Source organism: Ulvibacterium marinum (genome assembly GCF_003626755.1).
GTDB lineage: Bacteria > Bacteroidota > Bacteroidia > Flavobacteriales > Flavobacteriaceae > Ulvibacterium > Ulvibacterium marinum.
In genome coordinates this window covers 96,027-121,360 of sequence record NZ_RBCJ01000003.1, presented here as the reverse complement: position 1 = coordinate 121,360, position 25,334 = coordinate 96,027, and the positions used below count along the sequence as shown (strand labels likewise).

The window sequence follows — 25,334 nt, the reverse complement described above, 5'->3', positions numbered from 1 at the left end:
ATTAACTCCAAAGCCTATCCCATGCCCGTATCTTGTCCCATTCCGGGGTAGGTGCGAACAGTTTCTCGCCCTTGACGAGGTATTTCTTTACCACTTCCTCATTGAGTTCTACACCAATACCTGGTTTTTCCGGTACGGTTACATAACCATCTTTTACAATAGGCCCATCAAAACCGGTAACCAAATTTTCCCAATCTTTTTTATCTACGGCATGATGTTCCAGCCACATGAAGTTCTCAGTAGCCGCAGCACTATGTACACAGCCTAGGAAAGACACGGGGCCAGCAGCATGGTGATGCATGAAACCAATACCATGTTTGGAAGCAAAATCGCCTATACGTTTTGTTTCCAAGATACCTCCCGCAGTGTTGGGGTCTGGATGAACGATATCCACAGCCCTGGTTTTGATCAGTTCCTCAAAACCACCTTCAAGCCTGTAAATATCCTCCCCGGTCTGGGTTGGGGTAGTTGATGACTCTGTAATTTCCCTCCATTGATCGGTATATTGCCATGGAATGACATCTTCCATATAGGCTAAATTATAACGCTCCGAAGCCCTTGCCAGCTTAATGGCCTCGTTGACCCCAATATGGCCCCAATGATCCGTTCCCATAGGAATATCATACCCTATTTTGGAACGCATCACATCTAAATACTCCATCAGTTTATCAACCCCTTTTTCCGTAATCTGTATCCTTGTAAAAGGATGCTTCGTCATATTATACTTTGTGGACTGGTGTTGGTACGGATTATAGTCCGCCTCATGACCATTGATAAGTGCTCCTGGTATATCCTTGATCAAATTAATACCGATATCCATTTTTAAAGCAGTATACCCTTGATCTACCCTAGCCTGCATCCTATTGGCGTATTCAACCGGGTCTTTTGAAACCGTGGTATCACAGTATACCCTTACCTTATCCCTATATTTTCCACCTAACATTTGGTACACCGGAACGTTGTACGCCTTTCCGGCCAAATCCCATAATGCCATTTCCACTCCGGATACTCCGCCACCTTGTCTTCCATGATGCCCAAACTGCTTAATGATACCAAATAGGCGTTCCACGTTACAGGGATTTTCGCCCAATAGCCTACTCTTTAGGAACAAAGCATATTCCTTGGCGGCGCCATCGCGCACATCACCATGTCCTACAATACCTTGATTGGTGTAAATACGGACAATTGGCGTTCGGAACACCACGTCACCTCCAATTTCCGCAATTCTCAAATCGGTAATTTTAAGATCGGAAGGACTGGAATTTCGGTTAACATTCTGGGAAGCGTAGGCAATCTGATCCCCAATATGGGCAGATGCCCCAGTAAAACTTGCTAGACTGAGACCTCCCAAACCGGCCTTCTTCAAAAAAGACCGTCTGCTTTTGGCCTCATCTTCTTTTTTCATTTTGGAATCCCCGTTCACTGGACGGTTTAGCTTGTTGGTGGTAAACTTCATAGTGGTAAAGTATAAATTGTTTTGTATGGATACGTACCCAAATCGTATAACCCTAGTCAGACGATAGAATAACCTCTGTAAATTAGGGATTTTTTTACTCCTAACGAAACAAAAAAGGGAAACCTAACCGGCTCCCCCTTTTCGCATCAACGAAACATAAAAATCATCAATTACTAATCTTAAAAGTAACTACTGGAATTTTTGAGTGGTTGGCCAAATCTTCCCCAATACTGCCCATAAAGAAATGGGAAAGTCCTTTCCGCCCGTGGGTGGAAATCCCAATGATATCCGCACCGCTCATCTCACTATAGTTAAGAATACCTTTTTCAACACTATAATCATTGTAAATTTCAACTTCCATACCTGTATTGGATTTTCTCAGGAACTTATTTATGCGATCGTAGGCATCTTTGGTACTCAAAAAATTATCCCCTGGAGTGTTGATATAGACCAAATCCAATTTTGCGGACAGCATTTTGGCAAAGTCCTTGGCTTTTTGAAAAGCCAATAAGTTATCATCCCTAAAATCACAGGCGAAAACGAAACGGTCTATTTTAAAATCAGGCATTTCATCCTTAATGACCAAAACCGGTATGGTGGCATTCCGTACTACCTTTTCCGCATTGGAGCCTACAAATATCTCCTTGAGGCCATCCGTTCCATGGGACCCCATGACTATAAGTTCTGCGTTGTGTTTTTTAGCAACCTGGTTCACCTCGCTAAAAACCTTAAAATGCTTTACGATCGGGGTAATGGTAATTCCCTTTAAATACGGTTTATCCAGAAAGTCCGAAAATCGTTTCTCAGCCAATTTTATTAAAAAGACCGTCTGTTCAGGATGAAAACCTTCCGAAGAAGAGACCATGGCCTGGTTTAGCTCCAACATATGGAGGGCCAAGATTTCCGAGCCGTGTTTTTTGGCCAGGGAAGCGGCTACTTTAAGTGCATGTTCCGATTGTTCCGAAAAGTCTATGGGTACTATAATATTTTTCATCATTCTGCTTTTTTTATTGTTAAACTGTCATGGAAAATAAACGTGTCTCTGGAGCCTTTCTATGAAGGAGGACATCAAAGGCCATACAAATATTACGTATAAAAGGCCTTCCCTTTTGGGTCACCTTAATTTGATTTGGGCGAATATCTATCAATTGGTCCAGTTCCATTTCATGTAGTCGATCCAATACCGATGGCAATGCAGGGAAATGTAAATCTGTGTCACTCCATGAGGTCCCAAATCTGCACATTAAATTCAATATGTGCCTTCTAATGATTCGGTCTTCATCGGTAAGAATATGGCCTCTATAAATGGGAATGATAGCATTGTCCACCAAATGGGTATACTCTTCAAGATTTTTTACGTTTTGTGCAAAACTGTACCAGCTGTCACTTATACTGGAGACCCCCAAACCAATCATCAATTGAGTCTTGGAAGCCGTATAACCCATAAAATTACGATGCAACTTTCCAGACTCCATGGATGTATAGAGTCCATCTGAAGAAAGTGCAAAGTGATCCATGCCTATTTCATGATACCCCGCTTTGGTCAATAGTTTCTTTCCGGTTTCATACTGCTTTCGTTTTTCCTCGGCCGATGGAAGATCTTCATCCCTATAGCCACGTTGTCCATTGCCCCTTAACCATGGAACATGTGCGTAGCTATAAAAAGCCAATCGGTCCGGCTTTAGTGCTTTGGTCATGGTTATGGTCTGTTCAATATTGGCCAAAGTCTGATGGGGCAATCCGAAAATGATATCGTGCCCAATGGACTCATACCCAATTTCACGGGGCCATTCCGTAACATTCTTAACATTTTCAAAAGGTTGTATCCTATGAATTGCCTTTTGAACGGTTAGGTTATAGTCCTGTATGCCATAGCTTACCCTTCTGAAACCTACATCATACAGGGCCTGTAGATGCTCTTTGGTGGTATTATTGGGATGGCCTTCAAAACTAAACTCATAGCCATCCGATTTTACGGCCGTACTGAAAATTCCGTTGATAAGCCGCTTTAGATTCAGGGGCGAAAAAAAGGTAGGTGTACCTCCCCCTAAATGTAATTCCTTAATAATCGGTTTTTCCGAGAACAGGTTACAATATAATCTCCATTCCTTTAAAACAGTCTTAATATAAGGAGCTTCAACATCATGCCGTTTGGTAATGCGTTTATGGCATCCACAGAAGGTGCACATACTTTCACAAAAAGGTAAATGAATATAGAGACTGATGCCTTCGGACGAATTGCTCTCTTCAAAACTACGCTTCAAGGTAGATTTCCATTCCTTCCCCGAAAAAGTCTCGATGTTCCAATAGGGAACCGTGGGATAACTGGTGTAACGGGGACCCGGAATATTATATTTTTGAACGAGATCGCACATGGATGTAATTTGTTTAATTACAAACTTAGTTTCCGCCTACAAAAAAAAATATGATAATTATCAGGTGATAGGAATCCTGCCCTGTCCGTGTAGCTAAAATTTTGATAGATTACCTCTCAATCAAACTCCAAAAATTTCATGATTTTAAGATTTCCCTTTAGGGCATTCCCCGGCATGGGATGTTCATTATTGAAAACCTTTAGGTCTTCCTTGCCCAGTAGGGTCACAAAATCTTCTCGATATCCATTTTCATAAGGGATAGCCCCCAGGTTTAATTGTAGATGGTTTCCAAAAAAATTGTACACCGCTGTTCTTTTGGAATACCCATAATCATGCTTTTCAGAAGGCAAATGCACATTTTCTACTTTGTGTTCCGCATCGTAAAGGGCATATACCCTTTGTACGTAGGGATATTCAATTCTGGGCGTATTGCGCGTCCAATCCGCTCCATTGGAAACCAATAAAAGTGGCCTTGGTGCCGCCAATGCCGCTATCTCAACATTATTGGTCTGATGGTTTTCTCCCTTATGGACGGGCATACCACTTTCGCAGACACATCCCCCGAAAAAATGGGCCGAAACTTGTACAACTGGAGCAACCGCTTTAATACGATTGTCCAAGGCGGCGAGCATAAAGGTCTGGGTAGCCCCTCCGGAACCACCGGTCATACCAATTCGATTCACATCCACATCATCACGTGACAATAGATAATCCAATACCCGCTTACTATTATATGTCTGTAGGGCAAGCGCAATGGGAATCGTGTGTTCTACCTGTTTGCTTTCGCTAAAGCCCAGCATATCATAGGCAAAGACTACGGCCCCCATCCTCGCAAAAACGGCAGCTCTGGTCTGCACATCCTCACGTAATCTTTTGTCCGGTAAATGTCCATGTGGGCTAAGAATCGCTGCAAACTTTCCGTCACCAGTAGAAGGTCTATACAGATTTCCGGTTATGTAAAAACCTGGGAAACTCTCAATCGCAATGTTTTCCACTATGTATCCATCCATTTCTCTTTTACTGTGGATAACGGGATTAAAATTCCCGGTTATTTCAGGCATTTTCTCCCATTGCATACCACTTTTGATTCCTTCTTTGATCTTAGCGGCCCTTTCTTCCCAAGACTTTAAATCACTCCATTGAGAGGCGAATTCCTTCATTTTTAGGTTGGCCTGATCCGGTGTCCAATAATGGCCCACGCATAGTTGATCTTCTTGCGCAATAGCGGATAAGCATACCATTAAAATAAATAGAGTGGCTCTTAAGTTTGTATTCATAGCTTTTCCAAGCATTGTTGATCAATAGGTTTCCTTAATCCAGTTATAGGGTTTCCTTTTCATCCAAAGTCCCTTGGTAAAGTCCGGAAAATCCTGGGGTGCGCCGTTGTTCTCTATGGATACTTCCGAAAGCGGGGTAACCGCACTCCAGGCCGCGGCATCATAGGCATCCATAGGCGGAGCAACTTTCGCCTTGGCCGATTCCACAAAGGAGTTCAAAACAAAGAAATCCATTCCACCATGTCCCGCGCCCAGTGCGTATTCCCCGTACTTTATCCATAAGGGATGGTCATATTTCTTTAGCCATTCGTCGGCAACATCCCAAGTATGTGGTTCGGATTTGCCTTCAACATAGATTCTATTGCCATCTACCTCCCACAGTCCGTTGGCTCCCTGAACCCGGAATCCCAAAGAATAAGGTCTTGGTAGATTACAATCATGGGTAACAATAATCGTTTCGCCATTTGCGGTTTCAATGGTGGAGGTAATCACATCACCTTGTTTGAATTTCACCTTGGCATTAGGATGATTTTCTCCGCCCACCTCAACAACATAATTATGAAGTCCAATGGCCTTGGACGCACTGGAAGTCATAGAAACAAAACGGTTTCCTCGGTTAATATCCGCCATAACGGCAATGGGGCCTAGGCCGTGGGTAGGATAAACATCGGCATTGCGCTTTACTGAATGGTGGGTACGCCATTTAGCCTCTGAGCTTCCCTTTTCGCCAAATTCAGCACCTTTTCCATGGGCAGTTGTCCCATCATTAAATTTTACACCCCGAAGGTCATGTTGATAACCGCATCTAAAATGTACCAATTCCCCAAAAACATTCTGTTTTACCATGTTGAGCACAGCCATGATATCGCGCCGATAATTTACATTTTCAAGAATCATCATATGTGTACCCGTCTCCTCGTGGGTATTCACCAAATCCCAACATTCTTCCAATGTATTTGCAGCTGAAACCTCGGTCCCGGCATATTTACCGGCTTTCATGGCATCGACGGTCATGGTTACATGCCATAGCCAAGGTGTGGCAATGACAACGGCATCCACCTCCGGTAGCTCCAATAGATTCCTATAGTCATAATTATTCTTGCCAAAGGTCTTGGGAGGCTTGCCACCGGCATCCGCAATTTTTTGTTTCGCGATCGAAATGCGGGCCGGGTCTACGTCACAGACCGCAGTAACGTTTACGTCCTTGCGTAGAAGCAAGTTCTGAAGGTGATTGGTGCCCCGTAATCCGGCACCGATAAGTCCTACGTTCAATTTATCATTCTGACTTGAACCCGAAATATCAAAGGCAAATCCAGGTGCCATGACCATTCCCGCCCCTACTAGGGAACTTTCCTTTATAAATCTTCTTCTTGAACTCATACGTCTATTTTAAATATTGGTTTTGGAATTTATGTTGTTGCTCAAATTATGAAATTCTATATAAAATTGTTTGTATTAATCCCCTTAATTATGATCTATATCGATATATAAACCATTTTTAAATTCAAAGGGCTATTTTTGCCCCAATAAAAAATTTCAAGAAATTTTATATTTTGCCCCTCCCGGAATTGCTAAAAGGCAATTCCGACCTCCCCAAGGGGAGGTATGATTGGAAACTCCAAGGCAAGGCTATCGGGGAATTATACAGATTAAAAACATAAACCACATGACCTTACTTTTAATGGCTGCCGGAAGCGGAAGTCGCTATGGAAAACTGAAACAATTTGACGACCTAGGACCCAAAGGTGAATTTTTAATGGAATTTGCCATATACGATGCCTTAAAAAATGGTTTTGACCATATTGTGGTCATTACCAAAAAGGAAAATACATCTTTTTTGTTCGACCATCTTCGCAAGAGGCTGCCCGAAAATATTAAACTGGATGTATTGGCACAGGAAGTTACCGATTTACCGGAAGGATGTAGTTTTTCCGGCGAACGTCCCAAACCTTGGGGCACAGCGCATGCCGTATGGACTGCGCGTCATGTAATAAACAATCCCTTTGTAGTCATCAATGCGGACGATTTTTATGGGCAGCCTGCCTATAAAAACGCCGCCGATTTCATTAGGGAACATAAAAACGACAATACCTTTGCCTTGGTAGGCTATACTTTAAAGGATACCCTTTCCGAACATGGTTCGGTTTCCAGAGGGGTTTGCAAGGTGGATGGCGACCATCTCCTGTCCGTTGATGAACGTTTGAAACTGGAATGGGAAGGCGATGGCGTAAAAGATCACGATTCTGGAAATATGTACACCGGTGACGAACAGGTAAGTATGAACTTTTGGATTTGTAAACCTTCAATATTTGACAAAATAGAAAGTGAATTCCGGAGCTTCCTTTCAAATGAGGAATCGGCCAAGACCAGTGAGCTCTATATTCCAAAAACCGTTCAGGAAATGTTACAGGCCGGTGAAATAGAAGTGAAAGTTGTACCCTCTGGTGGAGAGTGGTTCGGGGTTACCTATGCGAGCGACCGTGAAGTGGCCGTGACCCATCTGCAAGAAAAAACAGATAAGGGACAGTATGTATCACCTCTTTGGCCGCAACAATGAGCCGCTATTCCCACAACGAACTCAACTTTCTTTTAGAAAACTTTTCCATAGCGAAGAAGGAGTATTCGCTTTCGCCATTAACAGATGGTTACATTAACGATACGTTCTTGGTAAAGGAAGGCATTGCTCCTGTTTACATTTTGCAACGTATCAACCATGATGTATTTCCGAATGTTTCTGGGATAATGAACAATATCGAAAAGGCGTTCTCCTTTCTTAAAAGCGATGACTACCATAATATTTCGCTTGTACAAACGGTAACGGGACAAAGTTATTACAGCCATAAAAAAGAGGGCGCTACCTATTGGCGGCTGATGACCTATATGGACAATAGCCTTGCTCACAATACCACGGAAAATCCAAAGATCGCTTTCGGGGCGGGAAAAATCATTGGTGAATTCCATCGATTACTCTCTCCCGCCAAACCGGAAAGTTTTGTTGAAATCATACCTGGGTTCCATGATTTGAATTTGCGAAAAAAGCAATTTAATGAATCGCTTTCCATGAGAGCCAGCGATCGGCAAAATACGGCTAAAAATGCTATTGCCTTTGCCAAAAATACCCTAGAGACCTTAAAGGAACTTGACCATCTTGAACTTCCATTGCGAATCTGCCACAATGATACCAAATTGAACAATATCCTTTTTTCAAAAAAGACAGATCAACCGCTCTGCTTGATAGATTTGGATACCTTGATGAGCGGATTCTTCCATTTTGACTTCGGGGATGCCATACGTACTATAGTAAACACTGCTCCAGAAGATGAGCAGGATCACGACAATATTGTATTCCGAAGGGACCTTTTTGATTCCTTTATAGATGGGCTTGCAATGAATGGGGCTTTTTTGACCCAAGCAGAAATTGATGTACTGCCCATGGGGGCGGTACTTATGCCATTCCTTCATGGTATTAGGGCCTTGACAGACTACCTTAATGGGGATGTGTATTATAAGGTGGCTTATGAAAACCAAAATTTGGATCGCTGCCTAAGCTTGTTCGATTTCACCCAAAAAGCCTTGGAAGAACTGGATTTTATGAAAGATTCAATTGCGAACAGGCTAAGTACAGTGACCCTATGAACTGATATTCCTAAAAATTACCCAGAAGATTGAAAATGAAAATAATCCAATGGTTCAAAGTAGTTCTTGGCATAGGTCTTCTTTTCAATTTCGTATCTTGAATGTCTTTCTATACAATTGTTGAAACCAAAGCATGCGGCACATTTTAATATATGGTGTCTTCTTTTTGTGCATCCCCTTCTTGTCGGGCGCACAGGAGCTTTTGCCCCCCATTCATAATTATAAGGTTTTTGAGTACGATGCTGCGGGTAAGAACTGGGGAATCGCTGTTGATGAAAATGGGGAGCTTTTTGTGGCTAACAATGCGGGGCTACTTCATTTTAATGGTGAAGAATGGACCTTGAACAAGTTACCCAACAAAACCATTATACGTTCTGTGGCTTATCTAGATGGTAAAATTTTTACGGGATCTTACGAGGAATTTGGATTTTGGATGAAGAATGAAGTGGGTACGCTGCAATATACCTCTCTCACGCATCTGATAAAAGACCATGAATTTACCAGTGAGGAGTTCTGGGAAATCCTGTCCTATAAGGAATCCATAATCTTCCGATCTGTTGCCGGAATCTATATCTATAAGGACAATGAAATAACGGTTGTAAATACCCCATTTGTATCCGATATGGTTCTATTTAGGGGTGAACTCATCGTGGCCGGGGGACAAAATGAACTATTTAGGTTATCCGACAACGAGCTAATCTCCTTAGGGAATCAGGAGCTGTTAAACGGAAAAACGGTAACCGATATGGCTACCTTAAATGATGAATTGCTCATAGGAACCAAATTAAACGGTTGCTATCTATATAATAACGAAACTTTAAAACCTTGGGAAGAAGCTATAAATGAGGATTTGAAGTTCCATCAACTCAATAAAATTTTGTTCCTAACTTCAAAGGAAGTGGTTTTCGGGACTATAAAGAATGGTATTTATTTGTATGATATTGAACAAAAAACGGCAAGAAACATCAATAGGGAGACAGGGCTTCAGAACAATACGGTGTTATCCCTGGCACAATTTCAAGACCAATTATGGGCGGGGCTGGACAATGGTCTGGACAAACTTCATATTAATACCCCTATTACCTACTATACGGACTATACCGGTGCCCTAGGGACGGTATATGATATTTTGGTTCATGGAAATACGGTATATCTGGGAAGCAATACGGGCATTTATTACTTTGAGGGGAATACATTGAATTTCGTAAGCGGTTCCCAAGGTCACGTATGGGATTTAAAAACAATAGAAAATGAATTATTCGCCGGCCATAATACAGGAACCTTCAAAATAGTTGGGGATAAATTGGAAAAAGTGTCCAACATCACCGGGGGCTACCAATTGGTAAAGGTCCCAGAAAGTGAGAACACCTTTTTGCAAGGTACCTATACAGGGGTTGCCAAATATCAAAAAAGTCAAAATGGAGACTGGCAGATAACCCGTATCAAAGGTGTGGGATATCCTATAAAACGGCTTTGTTTTGAAGATCAACGGACCGTTTGGGCCGCTCACCCCTACAAAGGCCTGTTCAGGTTTGAACTAAATCCTGAACTAAGTGAAATTTTGGAAACCAAAGAATTTGGAACAGATGTCATTGCCAATAATTATAACATAAAGCTATACAACATAAAAAACCAGATCGTTATACAGAGTGAAGGACTTTGGTATAAATACGATGCCATACTTGGAAAAGTTGCCATTTTTGAAGAGTTTCAGCCGTATACCCATAAAGACCTTATTTATACGGACGGCACTAATTTTTGGTTTTTGAACGGGGAAGGCAATAATGAAATAAGTTATACGAATTTAAAGACCGAGAATATATCCATATCGGAACCGACCTTGGAGCAACGGTTGGTACCGGATGCTGAAAATGTATTCAAACAAAACGATTCCATTTATCTTTTGACCTTAAGTGATGGATTTGGCAGAATCAACATTTCACAATTACAAAATCGTTTGGGGAATTTTACACTTCCTGTTCCCAAACTCAGTTATTTTAGGGATGGGGAGCGCCTCCATTCCATTGATTCCTCATCATTTCATATTCCCAATAGATATGCAAAGGAAATACGCTTACAGGTCTCCGCTCCAAGTTTGGTAAAGCCAAGATATCATTATGAGCTCAGTGGTCCCAGTTCAAAATCCCAAATCACCGATGAGGGTACCCTAGATTTTCAGAATTTGCCACATGGCGACTATCAAATCCGGATATCTACGGTAAGTATGGACAATAAAAGGTCCGCTCCCCTTACAATCCAATTTGAAATAGCCCCGCCTTGGTTCCTCTCCAAACTGAGTATTGCCCTTTATGTCATGGGTTTGATAGGGTTAGTATTTTTAGTACGTTACTACAATAAACAAAAGCTTAGACGAAAGCATGATAAGCTAAAAGAGCAGTTACAAAGGGAACAGGAAGAACGGCTGGCCGCTTTGGAAAAGGAAAAATTGGAAAGGGAAATAAAACAGAAGCAAAAAGAATTGGCCCGGACCACCATGGATATGGTAAAAAAGAACGAATTGATATTGGAACTGAAGGAAATGCTCGTGCTTCACAAAAATGAATTTTCCAACAAACAGCGGTATCGCTCACTCTCCAAAAAACTGAACAGCTCCATAAACGAGGATGAGGATTGGAATCATTTTGAGGTAAATTTCAAGGAACTCCACGAGGACTTTTTTGAAAATCTGCTACAACAATTTCCGGATCTTACTCCCAAAGACCTAAAGCTTTGCGCCTATTTGAAAATGAATCTTTCTTCCAAGGAAATTGCTCCTTTAATGGGTATAACCATACGGGGTGTTGAAATACATCGATACCGGCTAAGAAAAAAGCTCAAAATGGACAGTTCCCAAAACCTTTCTAACTTCCTAATTACTCTAAAGTAGTTAAAATAACTAATTTCTAGTACATCAATACTACATCATTCTTTGTTTTTTCTTCATAAAATTACACGTAAATAGTATAGTACTATAACGTAAATTCTTTCTTTTTGAAAGATTGAAATATCATGATGTACTTTTTATGTAGTACTTTACCTACTTTTTTGAGATTGTTTAGATACTTTTAAAAAGTCTAAAACTATGCTTTAATGCAACTCTCGGCAACACAGATCTCTCAATAAACGAATTCTTGGGCTTACCATTCTTAAAAATGAGTTGATAGATAATCGGAGCCAATACAAAAGTATAGCGGAAGCCGAAAAGCTAGAATAGAGTAGGCATAATTTCATCAATATTCCATTATGAAGAAAATTAGTTTTAAACAGTTGAAGGAAACTTTGACTAGAAAAGAAATGAGAATGATTGCCGGTGGCGGCAGTACCGGTTATGATGTTTATGAGATAAGATGTGCAGACGGACTACTCTCGCGGGGTCTCCCAAATTGCAGCCCGTCTTATTACCATATCTGTGATGGCCATGGAGGAGTAGCATGCTGTGCTGTTGAGGACACCGTCTGTTAGATAGCACTATAGGGTACTTTAAGGTCAAAGTGCCCTATTGGTTTTGCTTGTCCAATTTTAATAGTCATTGAGCCGTTATTGCGAAGAAGTTTATAAAATCAGCGGGGAACCAGAAATCCTTTTGCAATTGAGGCCACAACCCTGAGCCTAAGTTCTACTGACCACCATAAAGTCATGTGGAAATCCATATTAAAAATTCAGCCACCTGCGAAAAAGATTAGGAGAATCCAATTTATGAATCCAATAAGTTTTATTCTCCACTCCAGTGAATTAATAAAAATGATATGTTTACCATGCCTAAAATACTCCTCATAACATGTTACTTTGGTAAATTTCCGTGGTATTTTGATTTGTTTTTAAAATCATGTGCCACTAACCCCACCATAGATTTCATTATTTTTTCGGATTGCCCCACTCCTAAGAATCTCCCTGAAAATATAAAGGTAATTTCATTTACCATAAAGGAATTCAATCTTTTGGCAACGGAAAAACTTGGTTTTGAAGTAACCATTAAGAGTGCTTATAAATTATGTGATTTTAAACCGGCCTATGGTGTTATTTTTTCGGAATACATCACGACCTATCCGTTCTGGGGAATTACGGACATAGACATTGTATTTGGAAGAATACGGGAATTCATGACCAATGAACTGCTGGATAACTACGAAATCATTTCCGTAAGAAACGATTATCCTACAGGATCTTTTATGTTGTTTAAAAACAACAACAAAATCAACACGCTTTTTAGGAAAAGTAGGGACTTTAAAAAAGTGTTCCGGTCAGATACCCATTACTGTTTTGATGAGTGCAATTTTCGTCACCGCTATTTGCAGGAGGGAGGTGATATTTTTGATATTGATTGTGATATAGAAAGTATGCATCACGTCATTAAAAGAGAACAAAAGGAAAACAATTTAAAAGTTCATTTTGATTTTTTGGTCATTGAAGGGCTCCCTGGCCAATTGAAGTGGGAAAAAGGAGTGCTCTCGTTTAAAAACGAATTTGAAGTATTGCTCTACCATTTGATTCTTTATAAGGCAAATAGGTACACTAGAAAAAAAGAATGGCCCCTTGTTCCGGACACATTCTACATTGATAAGTATTTGATCAGAAAAAATAAATTGATCTCATTTACAGGCCTTTTGGCCAACTCCTGGTACAATAGAATACTTCCAAATCTTAATAAAATGCTTTTTAAAATAGATTACTTTCTTTCAGGTCAGCTGAGCATCAAAATGAAAGGGGTAAGAACCGGAACATATAAATTAAACAGATTTAGCATTGAAATTTGCAAAAATTCTGTAAATGAAAATCAAGTTCACTTCAAGAAGATAAAAAAATTGAAAATGCCCAGATCTTTATTGTACAGGGGTGGTTTTTTTATTCAATCATTCCCTACCAGAAGGTATAAATTAAACAAAGAAAAATACCAATTAGTGGAGTTTTGCTCTAGTGGGAATATTCGGGTTTTAAATAAAATCTGAGAAACCTTTCTTAAGGGCCTACTCCACCAAATCCATACAATAAGGCATTGATGCTTCATACATATCATTCGTTCACCAATTGGATCGTTCCATCGAAGGAGTTGAGGATTGGAAACATTTTGAGATTTTAACTCCAAAAAGGTATTTTTGAATATCTACCAAGAATCGATTTTCATAACAATAAAACCTTGAAACCTAACCTTTCTTTCAAGAGAAAATGGTGTCCATTGGAGAGAATTTTTCATCATATATAGGAATATTGCAGTAAAATATAGTTTGGACTATTCATAAGATCTTATCAGGCAACCCACTAAATCCAACAAGAATCACCAATCCATAACTTTTTCGGATTCCATATTTAACATAATTCAACTACATCATTACCACATCACAATGTTAAAAATTTAAGTTCTCCGAACGTAATAAATACTGCAATCGTAGGATAAATAAGGCCTTTGGGTGCAGTAGTACCTGATGTATTTTTTATGTAATCCTTTCTCGACTTAGCGCTGATTTGTTTTACTAATTTGGCAATAATCTAACTCAATTAATGAACAAATATGAAATTAAAAAGCGTTTTATTGTCGATTTCATTTTTTATGTTTCAATTTGTGGTATTCGCTCAGGATATTACAGTATCTGGAACGATATCGGACAATACAGGCAATCTACTGCCGGGGGCCTCAATAATCGTAAAGGGGACTACCATAGGCACGCAGACTGATTTTGATGGGAACTTTACCCTAGCCGATGTACCAACCGATGCAACCTTGGTCATCAGTTATATTGGTTATACCACCCAGGAGGTTCCGGTCAATGGACAGAGTACCCTTAACATAACCCTACAGGAGGACACGCAAGCGTTGGACGAAGTAGTAGTTGTGGGGTATGGCACACAAAAGAAAGCTGATTTAACGGGTGCAATTACTACCATTGAATCGGAAGATATTACCAAAACACCCGCAGGCGCACCCATGCAGTCCTTACAAGGTAAGGTTGCCGGTCTCCAAGTGGTTACTAGCGGCGCCCCTGGTGCGGCACCTACTATACGGGTTCGGGGTATTGGGTCTTATGACAACAATATTGGAGATAGTTTTGACCCCTCAACACCGCTGTATATTGTTGACGGTGCCTTTTACGATGATATCGATTTTTTGAACAATGAGGACATCGAGACCATTTCAGTGCTTAAAGATGCCTCTGCCTCTGCCATTTATGGAGTAAGGGCGGCAAATGGGGTAGTCTTGATCCAGACCAAATCCGGGAAAAAAAATCAAAAGGCCCAGATTACGTATGACGGGTACCAAGGTGTCCAGATAGCCCAAAATGTGGTAAGATTGTCCAATTCGGAACAATTTGCCACCGTGGCACGGGAGTCCGGTTCCGATGCGGAGGCCCAGTTCATTGAAAATGCCATCCAACGCTATGGAAGGAGCAGAATCAATCCCAACATACCGGATGTAAATACGGATTGGTATGATCTAATCCTTCGTCATGCTCACATACAAAACCATAGTTTGGGGGCTACTGGGGGATCGGAAAACTCAACCTATTCCCTTGGATTAAACTATTTTGAGCAGGAAGGTGTGCTCAGGATGAAAAATGATTTTGAACGATTTAACATTAGGGGCAAGCTAAATGTTGACTTAAGCGATAGACTACAAGCCGGAATTTCAACCCTTTTTAGCAACGCTACCCGTTTCCGACCGGAAGAAGCCGCTTTTGCTTCAGCCTATTCCGCCGTACCGGTAATGCCAGTCTTGGACCCATCCAAAACGGATGCGTTTCCTAGACCTTATGCCAATGCACAGGATTTAGGATACAGGGGCCCACAAAACCCCTTTCCACTCATGGAGAATACAGAAAATAGGGATAGAATACGAAATACCTTAATGGCACTAGATCTTAGTTACCAAGTCATCCCTGAAAAATTGACCTTTAAAACGGCGTATTACCACAACTTTGAAACCATAGAGACCCGAGAGTTGAGGTTTCCCTATTTCTTTGGTACCGGAAACGCCTTCAGGGAAAATGCGGAATTAATTAAAAAGAACCAAACCTTCTCAGAGCAGACTTGGGACAATACCCTTACCTATAATGATAGTTTTGGAAAACATAACCTTACCGTCTTGGGAGGTACTGCCTTTAGGGACCTTTCTTTTGAGCTGTTGGAAGCAAAGGGGCTAAATTTTCCTATAGGTCCCGGAATTGGTGATGAGGCCTATTTCCTGGATTTGGCCCAGACTATTGTGGATATGGAAAACAATACAAGGGTTACCGGGGATGACGGAAGACGGGAATATTTTCTTTCCTATTTCGGTCGTGTGGCCTATAATTTTGACAATAAGTATTTATTGTATGGAACGTTTCGTGCGGACGGCACCAGTAAGTATCAGGAAAAATGGGGGTATTTCCCTGCCTTTGGTGCAGGTTGGGTAGTTTCCCAGGAGCCTTTTATGCAGAATAATGGCATTTTCGATTTCCTGAAGCTACGGGCCAGCTGGGGTGAATTGGGTAACGCCAATGTTGCTGCCAGTGAGGGCGACATCACTTCTGAAGAGGTGCTTGCCAATTTTGGTGACATCCCATTTTCGGGCACCGTAACAAGTAGTGATTTTGTGGCCTTGCGGTGGGAGAGAACTGCGGAAACCAACTTTGGCCTTACGGCAAGGTTGTTCGACAATCAATTGTCTATTGAATCCGATTATTACATTAGGGATACCGAAGATGCCGTAATTCCGGTATCAAGACTTTTGGTTGCAGGAGAATTGAGGCAGAACGTGGGAGGAATACGAAATTCCGGTTTTGAACTGGCACTGAATTGGAACAAGCAGGTTTCACCCGATTTCAGTTATACGATCGGGGGCAATATAGCCACCTTAAAAAATGAGGTGTTGGATTTGGACGGTCAGGAAAATCTGCTTACTGGTGGGGATACTGCCCAACGATCCATAGTAGGGCGATCCATAAATCACTTCTTTGGCCTTGAGGTAGACGGGGTCTACCAGACTCCCGAGGAGATTCAGTCCGATCCCGCGGCCGTGGCCGCAATTAACGGTGGACGTACCATAGAACCAGGGGATTTCAGATATGTAGATCACAACGGAGATGGATTGATCGATGCACAGGATAGGGTAGACCTAGGATCCTATTTGCCTTCCTATACCTTTGGCTTTAACCTAGGGATCAATTACAAGGCTTTCGATTTTTCCTTAAATGTAATAGGTCAGGGAGGTCATGTCATTGCAAACATGAGACGCTTTGCCATACGACAGACGCCGGATCCCAATATTGATCGGGATTTTGCCCTAAACCGATGGACAGGCCCCGGAAGTACCAATAGCTATCCCTCTGCTAGGGGAATAAAAAACTCCTGGAGCAACGAATTTCTGAATAGTTTTTTTGTTGAAGATGGTGATTTTGTCCGCTTGCAGAATGTTACCCTAGGTTACACATTACCTCAGCTGACAGGAAAATTTGCACCAAAGATTCGACTTTATCTAACCGCCGAACGGCCTTTGACCTTATTTGATTACAATGGCTTTTCCCCTGAAGTGGCAAATGGTAGGGATCAACAGACCTATCCCATAGCCGGAGTATATACGTTTGGCATGAACATTAAAATTTAAAGAAAATAGCTATGATACACTTAAAAATAAACAGATTACCATTGTTTTTGGTTCTGGCAGGAATACTGCTTACCGGTTGCTCGGAACAATTGGACCAACCTCAACTTAACAAGGATTTTAGTGGAGGAGCGGATTTTTCAAGGACCGAGGATATGATTTTCTCCCTAATCGGAATTTATCGTGAGGTCAATAGCCGGGGATGGGAACAGCCTTTGGTTGTTTCCACTCGTGGGGATGACGTAAATGCTGCCGGGGATCAACAGGGTCTAATCAATCAGGATCGCTATATTTATGACAACTCCTTTTTCGGTTCAAGAACGTTTTGGGAAACCTACTATACCGATATCATCACGGCCCATACGGGTATGGAACAAATCGAAAGGTATCAGGAATTTGCCGATGACGCGGGAATTGTCCTGGGCAATCAATACATAGCCGAAGCCAAGGTATTAAGGGCATTGTTGCTTTTTCAACTTTCCCAGGTATATGGAGATGTCTTTATTCCGGAATCTTCGGACCTAAGTGCTTTTGAGGATATCACCGAAGTGCCCACCAAGGATCAGGTGATGCAGCATATTTCCGATCAGATGGATGAGGCCATTCCCCTTCTACCGGATATGCGTCCCAATGAACGTACCGACCTACCCGGCGGAGTTACAAGATACACAGCCCTTATGCTCAAGGCGGCCGCAAATCAGGAATTGGAGAACTATCAGGTCGTTGCGGATGTAACGGGTCAGATAATCAACTCGGGTAAATTCAGTCTTTTTGATGATTTTTATGAACTGTTCAAAACACCCGGTAAGCTAAGCGATGAAAGCCTTTTCGAGTTCCAATATTCAGATTTTGGACAAGATCAGGGAGATCGGGTAGGGCATCTTTATGCACCTTACGGGCCACAATCTTGGGATCCCACTGTCGCCGGTGCCAGTAATGGTTGGGGCTTCTTTGAACCGACGTTGAAATTCGTGGAGTTTATGTTGGATAGGGAAGAAAATGTTCGTCTGGAGACTTCCGTATTCTTTAGTCAAAGAGGAATCGATAGCCTAATTGCGACAACGCCATATACAGAGACTACCTTACCCGCTGTTGTATCGCCCACAACAAGAGATGGGGATACAAATACCGCCAGTGTACGATCTATATTTTCCAGCGGAAAGCATTATTTGCCTACCAATCAGTTAATTCCGGGACGCACGGCGTACGGAAGCAACAAAAATTATATCGTTTTCCGGTATGCGGAAACGCTTTTGATGTATGCCGAAGCCTTACTTCAAGGAGCTTCCGGTTCCGGCCTTACCGCCGATCAGGCCGTGAATCTTGTAAGGGACCGTGCCGGCATGCCTTCCTTGTCCGGAGTTACGTTGGATGATGTAGTGGACGAAAAATATGCGGAGTTGGCCATGGAGTGGGGCAAACGGTTTTTTGATATGGTTCGGTTAGGTAGAAATGATGAATTGAGTTACGGGGGAAGGACTTTTACCCAGGACAGGGCCTTTGTAACCTACCACCAGGAACAGATAGATGAATTCCCTATTCTGGGTGACATAGTAAATAATAGATAAAAATTGTTGGAAAAATGAAAGCAATAAAGTACTGTATTACAAGTTTGGTCGCCATAATGCTGTTTTATGGTTGTGACCAGGGTATAGATGGCATTACGGAAGTTGATCCGGGGCCGGATGCCTCGGCACCCCAGATAAAGATCAATTCCCCTGCAGATGGGTTATCGCTGAAAGTAAATGAAGAATTGACCAGTGTACCTATTCGATTTGAAGCGACCGATGATATTGAATTAGGATCCGTAAGAGTCATTATGGATGGCACACAAATAGCCAGTTATTCAAGTTTTAAGGATTATCGTCGCTTCATCGTAGAGGATCTGATCTATGATGGGATTGATGACGGAACACATGAGTTTGCTGTTTCCGCAACGGACTTGGATGGAAAGACCACTACCGAAACGACTACCTTTGTAAAGGAGCCTGCCTACATCCCCAAGTACGCCGGAGAACTATTATATGTTCCCTTTGATGGCGACTATACGGATCTGATAAGTTTTGAAAAACCTACAGTAGAAGGCAATCCTGGTTTTACCGATGAGAGTCTTAATGGGCCAAGTGCCTATGCCGGGGCGGCCGATTCCTACTTGACCTTTTCTACTGACCGATTCAAAAATGCCGAATTCAGTGCCATATTTTGGTTAAAGATAAACGCGGTACCCGATCGGGCCGGAGTATTGATTATGGGGCCACCATTAAATGACACGGGAGGTAATGATTTGACCAAAGGGTTCAGGTTCTTTAGGGAAAATGCCGGAGGAATGCAACGTTTCAAACTCAATGTGGGTTCTGGAGATTCCGGTACGTGGTTCGATGGCGGCGAGGCTGCCGATGTGGATCCAGCCGCGGATAAATGGGTGAATATGGCCTTTACCATTTCAAACACCGAAGCGGTAGTTTATATTGATGGGGAAATTGTAACAGAAGGCCCACTTATTGGAGGTGTTGATTGGACGGACTGCAATGTACTTTCCATCATGTCCGGAGCACCGAACTTCACGGGATGGAACCATTGGTCCGATGAAAGCTATATGGATGACCTTCGGGTTTTTGATAGGGCAATCACACAAGAAGAAGTGCGGACCATTATTCAGGACGACTCTGGGGTAGCACCCCCTTTGTACGACGCCACCTTTGATGGAGAAATGTTCTATATGCCGTTTGATGGTGACTACAAGAATCTTTTTACTGATACTGAAGCTACCATAGAAGGAAGTCCGGGCTTTGCCGGAGAAAGTGCCGCAGGTAGCGATGCTTATGTTGGTGCTACGGATTCCTATCTCACCTTCCCTACCAATGGATTGACTACAAATCAGTTTAGTGCCACGATGTGGTACAAGATAAACGCCGATCCCGATCGAGCAGGAATCTTGGTCATGGGTCCCCCAATGATAAACGATGGGGCCGATAATGACCTCACAAAGGGATTCCGGTTTTTTAGGGAAAATGCAGGAGGTAATCAGCGTTTTAAACTCAACGTAGGTTCCGGTGCAGGAGGTACCTGGTTCGATGGTGGGGAAGCTGCGGATGTAAACCCGGCTACCGAGGAATGGATTCATTTGGCGTTTACCATATCGGATACGGAAGCCGTAGTATATATTGATGGCGAAATCGTTTCCCAGGGCGCATTTGATGGAGTGGATTGGACCGATTGCGATGTACTTTCCATCATGTCCGGGGCACCGAACTTCACAGGTTGGAACCATTGGTCGGATCTAAGCCTTATTGATGAGTTACGCCTTTATGATAAAGCGTTGACGCAGGAAGAAGTACAAAACATCAGGGATTCCGATCTATAAAAATAGTTGTAAGTTAGTTTGAGTTAGTTTAGTTTTCATGAGGTTAATTTTAACTGTAATGGCCATTGCTTCACTGTTGTTTGGTTGCAATGGTCATTTTTCTACAAAGGAAAAATCTGCGAACAGTATTTCCAAAACAATTGAATGGTCGGATGGTATGCTGTTGGATACCATCCAAAAACAGACTTTCAATTACTTTTGGGATGGGGCCGAACCTATTTCCGGATTGGCTAGGGAACGTATTCACATGGATAATATATATCCTACTCACGATAAGGATATCATTACTATTGGAGGATCCGGTTTCGGATTGATGGCCATCCTGGCAGGAATTGAACGCGGATTTATTACCCGCAAACAAGCCTTGGAACGCTATGAAAGAGCTGTCGATTTTTTGGCGACGGCCGATCGTTTCCACGGGGCCTGGCCCCATTGGTTAATGCCCAACGGAAAAGTGGCTCCCTTTAGCACCAAGGATGATGGAGGGGATTTGGTTGAAACCGCGTTTCTGATACAAGGGTTGCTAACCGTAAGCGAGTACTTTAAAAATGGTAATGCAAGGGAAAAAAAGCTTACCCATAAAATCCAAAAACTTTGGGAAGAAGTAGAATGGAATTGGTATACCAAAGATGGGGAGGATGTTCTCTATTGGCATTGGTCTCCAAAGTACAGTTGGGAAATGAACTTCCCCGTTGGTGGATACAATGAGTGTCTGATCATGTACATTTTGGCGGCCGCCTCTCCCACATATCCCATACAGAAAACAGTATATGAAAAAGGATGGGCAAGAGATGGGGCCATAACAAAGGATACCATTTTCTATGAACTGGAAACCGAACTGGATCATTACGAACATGACGAATCCCCGGTAGGTCCACTTTTCTGGGCCCATTATTCGTATTTGGGACTTGACCCCAACGGACTCACCGATCAATTTGCGGATTATTGGAAGCTGAACAAAAACCACGCCCTAACCCACTATAGGTATTGTGTTGATAACCCAAATGATTATGAAGGTTATGGCCCTAATTGCTGGGGCCTAACATCCAGCTATTCCATGAAAGGTTATGCCGGACACCGGCCCGATAAAGACCTTGGGGTAATTTCTCCCACGGCCGCATTGTCATCGATGCCATATACTCCAAAACAAAGCATAGCATTTTTACGATATATGTATACCGAACAAGACACGCTCATCGGTAAATTCGGTCCATATGATGCCTTTAGTTTGGAGCATGATTGGTACTTGCCCCGTTATTTGGCCATAGATCAAGGCCCTATCCCGGTAATGATAGAAAATTACAGAAGTGGATTGCTTTGGAAGCTATTCATGAAGAACCAGGATGTTGCCAAGGGATTGGATAAATTGGGTTTTGATAGCTCTAGAACACAAATAGCATTATGAACAGATTGTTAGGTATTTTCTTTGTTTTAGTATGGATGATGGCTTGTTCGTCCGATGACCAAAATGGTCCTATTGGCATATCCCAAATTCCAGAACCTCCCAAGGATAACGTACCTGATGAACCTATTCTAAACGATGAAGAGCTCCTAGACCTTACCCAACGTGAAACGTTCAAGTATTTCTGGGACTTTGCGGAAGTCAATTCCGGCGGGGCACGCGAAAGATATCATCCCAATGAGCCGACCAGGGATCAATATGTGGTCGCTACGGGAGGTACTGGTTTTGGACTAATGACTATGTTGGTGGGTATGGAAAGAGGATTTATAAGTCGGGAGGAAGGCGTTGAAAGACTTACACGAATAGTGAATTTTTTGGAAACCGCGGACCGCTTTCATGGTGCATGGCCTCATTGGATCGATGGTAGATCAGGCAATATTATTCCTTTTAGCCCCTTGGACAATGGTGGTGATTTGGTCGAAACTGCATTTTTGGCCCAAGGACTAATATGCCTAAAAGAGTATTTTAAAAATGGTAGCACTATCGAAAAGGCATTGGCGGATAAAGCCGATGTACTATGGAAAGGAATAGAATGGGATTGGTATACCCAGAACAAAGATGCTTTATATTGGCATTGGAGTCCCAATCATGATTTTGCCATCAATTTAGTATTAAAAGGATATAATGAAGTGCTCATCACCTATGTTTTGGCAGCAGCTTCTCCAGATTTTAGTATATCCAAGGAAACCTATGACAGTGGATGGGCTTCCAATGGGGGAATCAAATCGTCAGATACCCAATACAATCTTCCATTAGTGGTAGACCATGCAGGCGATGCCCCGTTCGGCGGACCCTTATTCTGGGCACATTATTCCCATTTGGGACTAAATCCAAAAGGTCTTTCCGATAATCATGCAAATTATTGGGATGCAAACGTAAACCATACCAAAATCAATTACAGTTATTGTGTTGAAAACCCCAAGAACTATTTCGGTTACGGGGAAGATGCTTGGGGGCTTACGGCCAGTTACACCCGAAACAGCGATGGAAGTATAGGCTACAATGCCCATAGTCCAACTAACGATACAGGTGTCATTTCCCCAACGGCAGCCATAAGCTCAATTCCTTATACACCTAACGAATCCTTGAAGGCTTTGCATTATTTCTATAAAAACAAAGATAGACTTTTAGGGCCGGCAGGTTTTTATGATGCCTTTAGTCCCCATTACAATTTTTGGGTGGCCGAGGCCTATCTAGCCATAGATCAAGGCCCCATTGTCATAATGATAGAAAACCATAGATCTGGTTTGCTTTGGAACTTGTTTATGCAAAATGAGGATGTCCAAGCTGGATTGAATTTATTGGGTTTTGATTGGCAAGCTAACTAAGATGAGGAGTGAACAGTGAACAATGAGCAATGAAAATTTAGAATTCTGAACTCTGAATTCCGAACTCGCAACCCATAACGCTGAAAGCCCGTGTAAATATTTTTCAATGTTGAAACCAAAACCTGAAACCAGAAAGACAAAACACCGAATAGCAAACTATTTAATGTTATGTTCGCTTCTTTCTTGTTTCGTGCTCATTTCCCAGGGCAAACCGGCCACCTACTGCAATCCTTTAAATCTAGATTACACCTATATGATCTATAATGCCCATAAGGATCTGTCCTATCGTTCTGGGGCCGATCCTGCAGTGGTCCGGTACAGGGATGAATTTTATATGTTCGTTACTAGATCTATGGGTTACTGGCATTCCAAGGACATGAATCAATGGCGCTTTATTCGACCCAAACAGTGGTATTTTCAAGGTTCCAATGCACCGGCCGCCTTCAATTATAGGGACTCCGTGCTCTATGTCGCAGGAAACCCTTCCGGCCACATGAGCGTACTTTATTCCGAGGCACCACAAAATGGGGCATGGAAGGCAACACCCTCCATTTTGCACGAACTCCAAGATCCTGCCTTGTTCATCGATGGTGATGGACAGGGCTATATGTACTGGGGCTCTTCCAATAAATTTCCAATACGGGCCAAAAAATTGAATCGTAATAAACGATTTCGACCTTCCGAAAAAATCCATGAGCTCTTCAATCTGGAACCTGAAAAACATGGTTGGGAACGTTTCGGGGAAAATCATTCGGATACCATTTTGGGCGGTTATATTGAAGGGCCTTGGATGACCAAATACAAGAACAAATATTATCTACAGTACGCCGCCCCGGGTACGGAATTCAATGTTTATGGAGATGGGGCTTACGTCGGCGATTCCCCTCTGGGACCTTTCAAGTATTTGGCCAACAATCCATTCTCCTATAAACCTGGCGGTTTTATCAACGGCGCGGGACATGGCAGTACGGTACAAGGGCCCAATAATCAATTTTGGCATTTCGCTTCCATGGCGGTCAATGTAAATATTGGCTGGGAAAGACGCGTGGGTATGTTCCCCACCTTTTTTGATGACGATGGATTGTTGTATAGCAATACGCGGTTTGGGGATTATCCCCACTATGCGCCTTCAGTACCTGATAAAAAAGAACATTTTAGGGGATGGATGTTGCTATCCTATAAAAAACCGATACGGGCCTCGTCCCATATCTCGGGATACGACCCCAAAAATATGGTGGATGAAAACATAAAGACCTTTTGGTTGGCTCAAGAAAACAATGAAGGGCAATGGATCGAAATCAATTTGGAACGACCCAGTCTGGTATGCGCCATACAAGTCAACTACAATGATTATAAATCTGATATGTACGGAAAGATTCCCGGATTATACCATCAATATACTATCGAAGCCTCACTGGATGGAAAAAATTGGGAAATTCTTGTTGATCGCAGCTCCAATATAAAGGATGTCCCAAACGATTATACAGAACTGCCGACCCCCAAAAAAGTCCGGCTTGTCCGGTATAAAAACATTCATGTTCCCACACCCCACCTTTCCATTTCCGGACTTCGCGTTTTTGGTAAGGGCAGCGGAAAACTGCCCAAATCGGTAAAAGGTCTTTCAGTAATCAGAAAGTCTGATCGAAGGGATGCGCAAATTTCTTGGATCCCAGTCAAAAATGCCCAGGGTTATAATGTAATTTGGGGAATAGCCCCCAATAAGCTGTACAGTTCCTGGATGGTTTATGATGATAATTCCTTGGAGTTGAAGTCCTTAAATATTAATCAGAACTATTATTTTGCTATTGAGGCCTTTAACGAAAACGGAATTTCAAAAAAATCGAAAATCGTAACCGTAGAATAA

At 42.2% G+C, this 25,334-nt stretch carries 15 protein-coding genes; 10 read left to right on the top strand and 5 right to left on the bottom strand.

The genetic code is table 11. The features are described 5' to 3' along the window. Position 1: 1 nt before the first annotated feature. The 5 genes from D7Z94_RS13560 to D7Z94_RS13540 all read right to left on the bottom strand — a co-directional run bounded on the left by D7Z94_RS13560 (position 2) and on the right by D7Z94_RS13540 (position 6,488). Positions 2 to 1,456 (bottom strand): mandelate racemase/muconate lactonizing enzyme family protein, encoded by a 1,455-nt coding sequence (locus D7Z94_RS13560; protein ID WP_245967200.1) that lies wholly within the window; start codon positions 1,454 to 1,456, stop codon positions 2 to 4. A gap of 166 nt (positions 1,457 to 1,622) precedes the next feature. Further along, complete coding sequence (locus tag D7Z94_RS13555; protein ID WP_120712155.1) at positions 1,623 to 2,450, bottom strand: universal stress protein; 828 nt, start codon at positions 2,448 to 2,450, stop codon at positions 1,623 to 1,625. A 19-nt stretch (positions 2,451 to 2,469) separates the two neighbouring features. Continuing rightward, positions 2,470 to 3,831, bottom strand: a complete 1,362-nt coding sequence (hemN, locus tag D7Z94_RS13550) for an oxygen-independent coproporphyrinogen III oxidase (RefSeq protein WP_120712154.1) — start codon at positions 3,829 to 3,831, stop codon at positions 2,470 to 2,472. A 116-nt stretch (positions 3,832 to 3,947) separates the two neighbouring features. Continuing rightward, complete coding sequence (locus D7Z94_RS13545) at positions 3,948 to 5,108, bottom strand: alpha/beta hydrolase family protein (RefSeq protein ID WP_120713125.1); 1,161 nt, start codon at positions 5,106 to 5,108, stop codon at positions 3,948 to 3,950. 21 nt (positions 5,109 to 5,129) lie between these two features. After that, positions 5,130 to 6,488 carry a Gfo/Idh/MocA family protein gene (locus D7Z94_RS13540; RefSeq protein WP_120712153.1) on the bottom strand — a complete coding sequence of 453 codons (1,359 nt, stop codon included), beginning with the start codon at positions 6,486 to 6,488 and terminating at the stop codon, positions 5,130 to 5,132. A 286-nt stretch (positions 6,489 to 6,774) separates the two neighbouring features. Between D7Z94_RS13540 and D7Z94_RS13535 the strand changes: the two genes are divergently transcribed. The 10 genes from D7Z94_RS13535 to D7Z94_RS13490 all read left to right on the top strand — a co-directional run bounded on the left by D7Z94_RS13535 (position 6,775) and on the right by D7Z94_RS13490 (position 25,334). Next, positions 6,775 to 7,665: a nucleotidyltransferase family protein gene (locus D7Z94_RS13535; protein WP_120712152.1), complete on the top strand. Its 891-nt coding sequence runs from the start codon at positions 6,775 to 6,777 to the stop codon at positions 7,663 to 7,665. Beyond that, complete coding sequence (locus tag D7Z94_RS13530) at positions 7,662 to 8,744, top strand: phosphotransferase enzyme family protein (protein WP_120712151.1); 1,083 nt, start codon at positions 7,662 to 7,664, stop codon at positions 8,742 to 8,744. Before D7Z94_RS13535 ends, D7Z94_RS13530 begins: the two co-directional genes overlap by 4 nt. A gap of 133 nt (positions 8,745 to 8,877) precedes the next feature. Next, positions 8,878 to 11,631: a helix-turn-helix and ligand-binding sensor domain-containing protein gene (locus D7Z94_RS13525; RefSeq protein WP_120712150.1), complete on the top strand. Its 2,754-nt coding sequence runs from the start codon at positions 8,878 to 8,880 to the stop codon at positions 11,629 to 11,631. Positions 11,632 to 12,499: 868 nt separating this feature from the next. Beyond that, positions 12,500 to 13,690, top strand: a complete 1,191-nt coding sequence (locus D7Z94_RS13520; protein ID WP_147415900.1) for a DUF6625 family protein — start codon at positions 12,500 to 12,502, stop codon at positions 13,688 to 13,690. A 560-nt stretch (positions 13,691 to 14,250) separates the two neighbouring features. Further along, positions 14,251 to 17,319 (top strand): SusC/RagA family TonB-linked outer membrane protein, encoded by a 3,069-nt coding sequence (locus D7Z94_RS13515; protein ID WP_120712148.1) that lies wholly within the window; start codon positions 14,251 to 14,253, stop codon positions 17,317 to 17,319. Between the two features lie 11 nt (positions 17,320 to 17,330). After that, on the top strand, positions 17,331 to 18,884 hold the full coding sequence (locus D7Z94_RS13510; protein ID WP_120712147.1) for a RagB/SusD family nutrient uptake outer membrane protein: 1,554 nt from the start codon (positions 17,331 to 17,333) through the stop codon (positions 18,882 to 18,884). A gap of 14 nt (positions 18,885 to 18,898) precedes the next feature. After that, a complete protein-coding gene (locus tag D7Z94_RS13505) occupies positions 18,899 to 20,680 on the top strand; it encodes a LamG domain-containing protein (protein ID WP_120712146.1) in 1,782 nt (593 codons plus the stop codon). 37 nt (positions 20,681 to 20,717) lie between these two features. After that, positions 20,718 to 22,085 carry a glucoamylase family protein gene (locus D7Z94_RS13500; RefSeq protein ID WP_120712145.1) on the top strand — a complete coding sequence of 456 codons (1,368 nt, stop codon included), beginning with the start codon at positions 20,718 to 20,720 and terminating at the stop codon, positions 22,083 to 22,085. Next, complete coding sequence (locus D7Z94_RS13495; protein WP_120712144.1) at positions 22,082 to 23,470, top strand: glucoamylase family protein; 1,389 nt, start codon at positions 22,082 to 22,084, stop codon at positions 23,468 to 23,470. Before D7Z94_RS13500 ends, D7Z94_RS13495 begins: the two co-directional genes overlap by 4 nt. Before the next feature lie 106 nt (positions 23,471 to 23,576). Next, positions 23,577 to 25,334 carry a family 43 glycosylhydrolase gene (locus tag D7Z94_RS13490; RefSeq protein ID WP_120712143.1) on the top strand — a complete coding sequence of 586 codons (1,758 nt, stop codon included), beginning with the start codon at positions 23,577 to 23,579 and terminating at the stop codon, positions 25,332 to 25,334.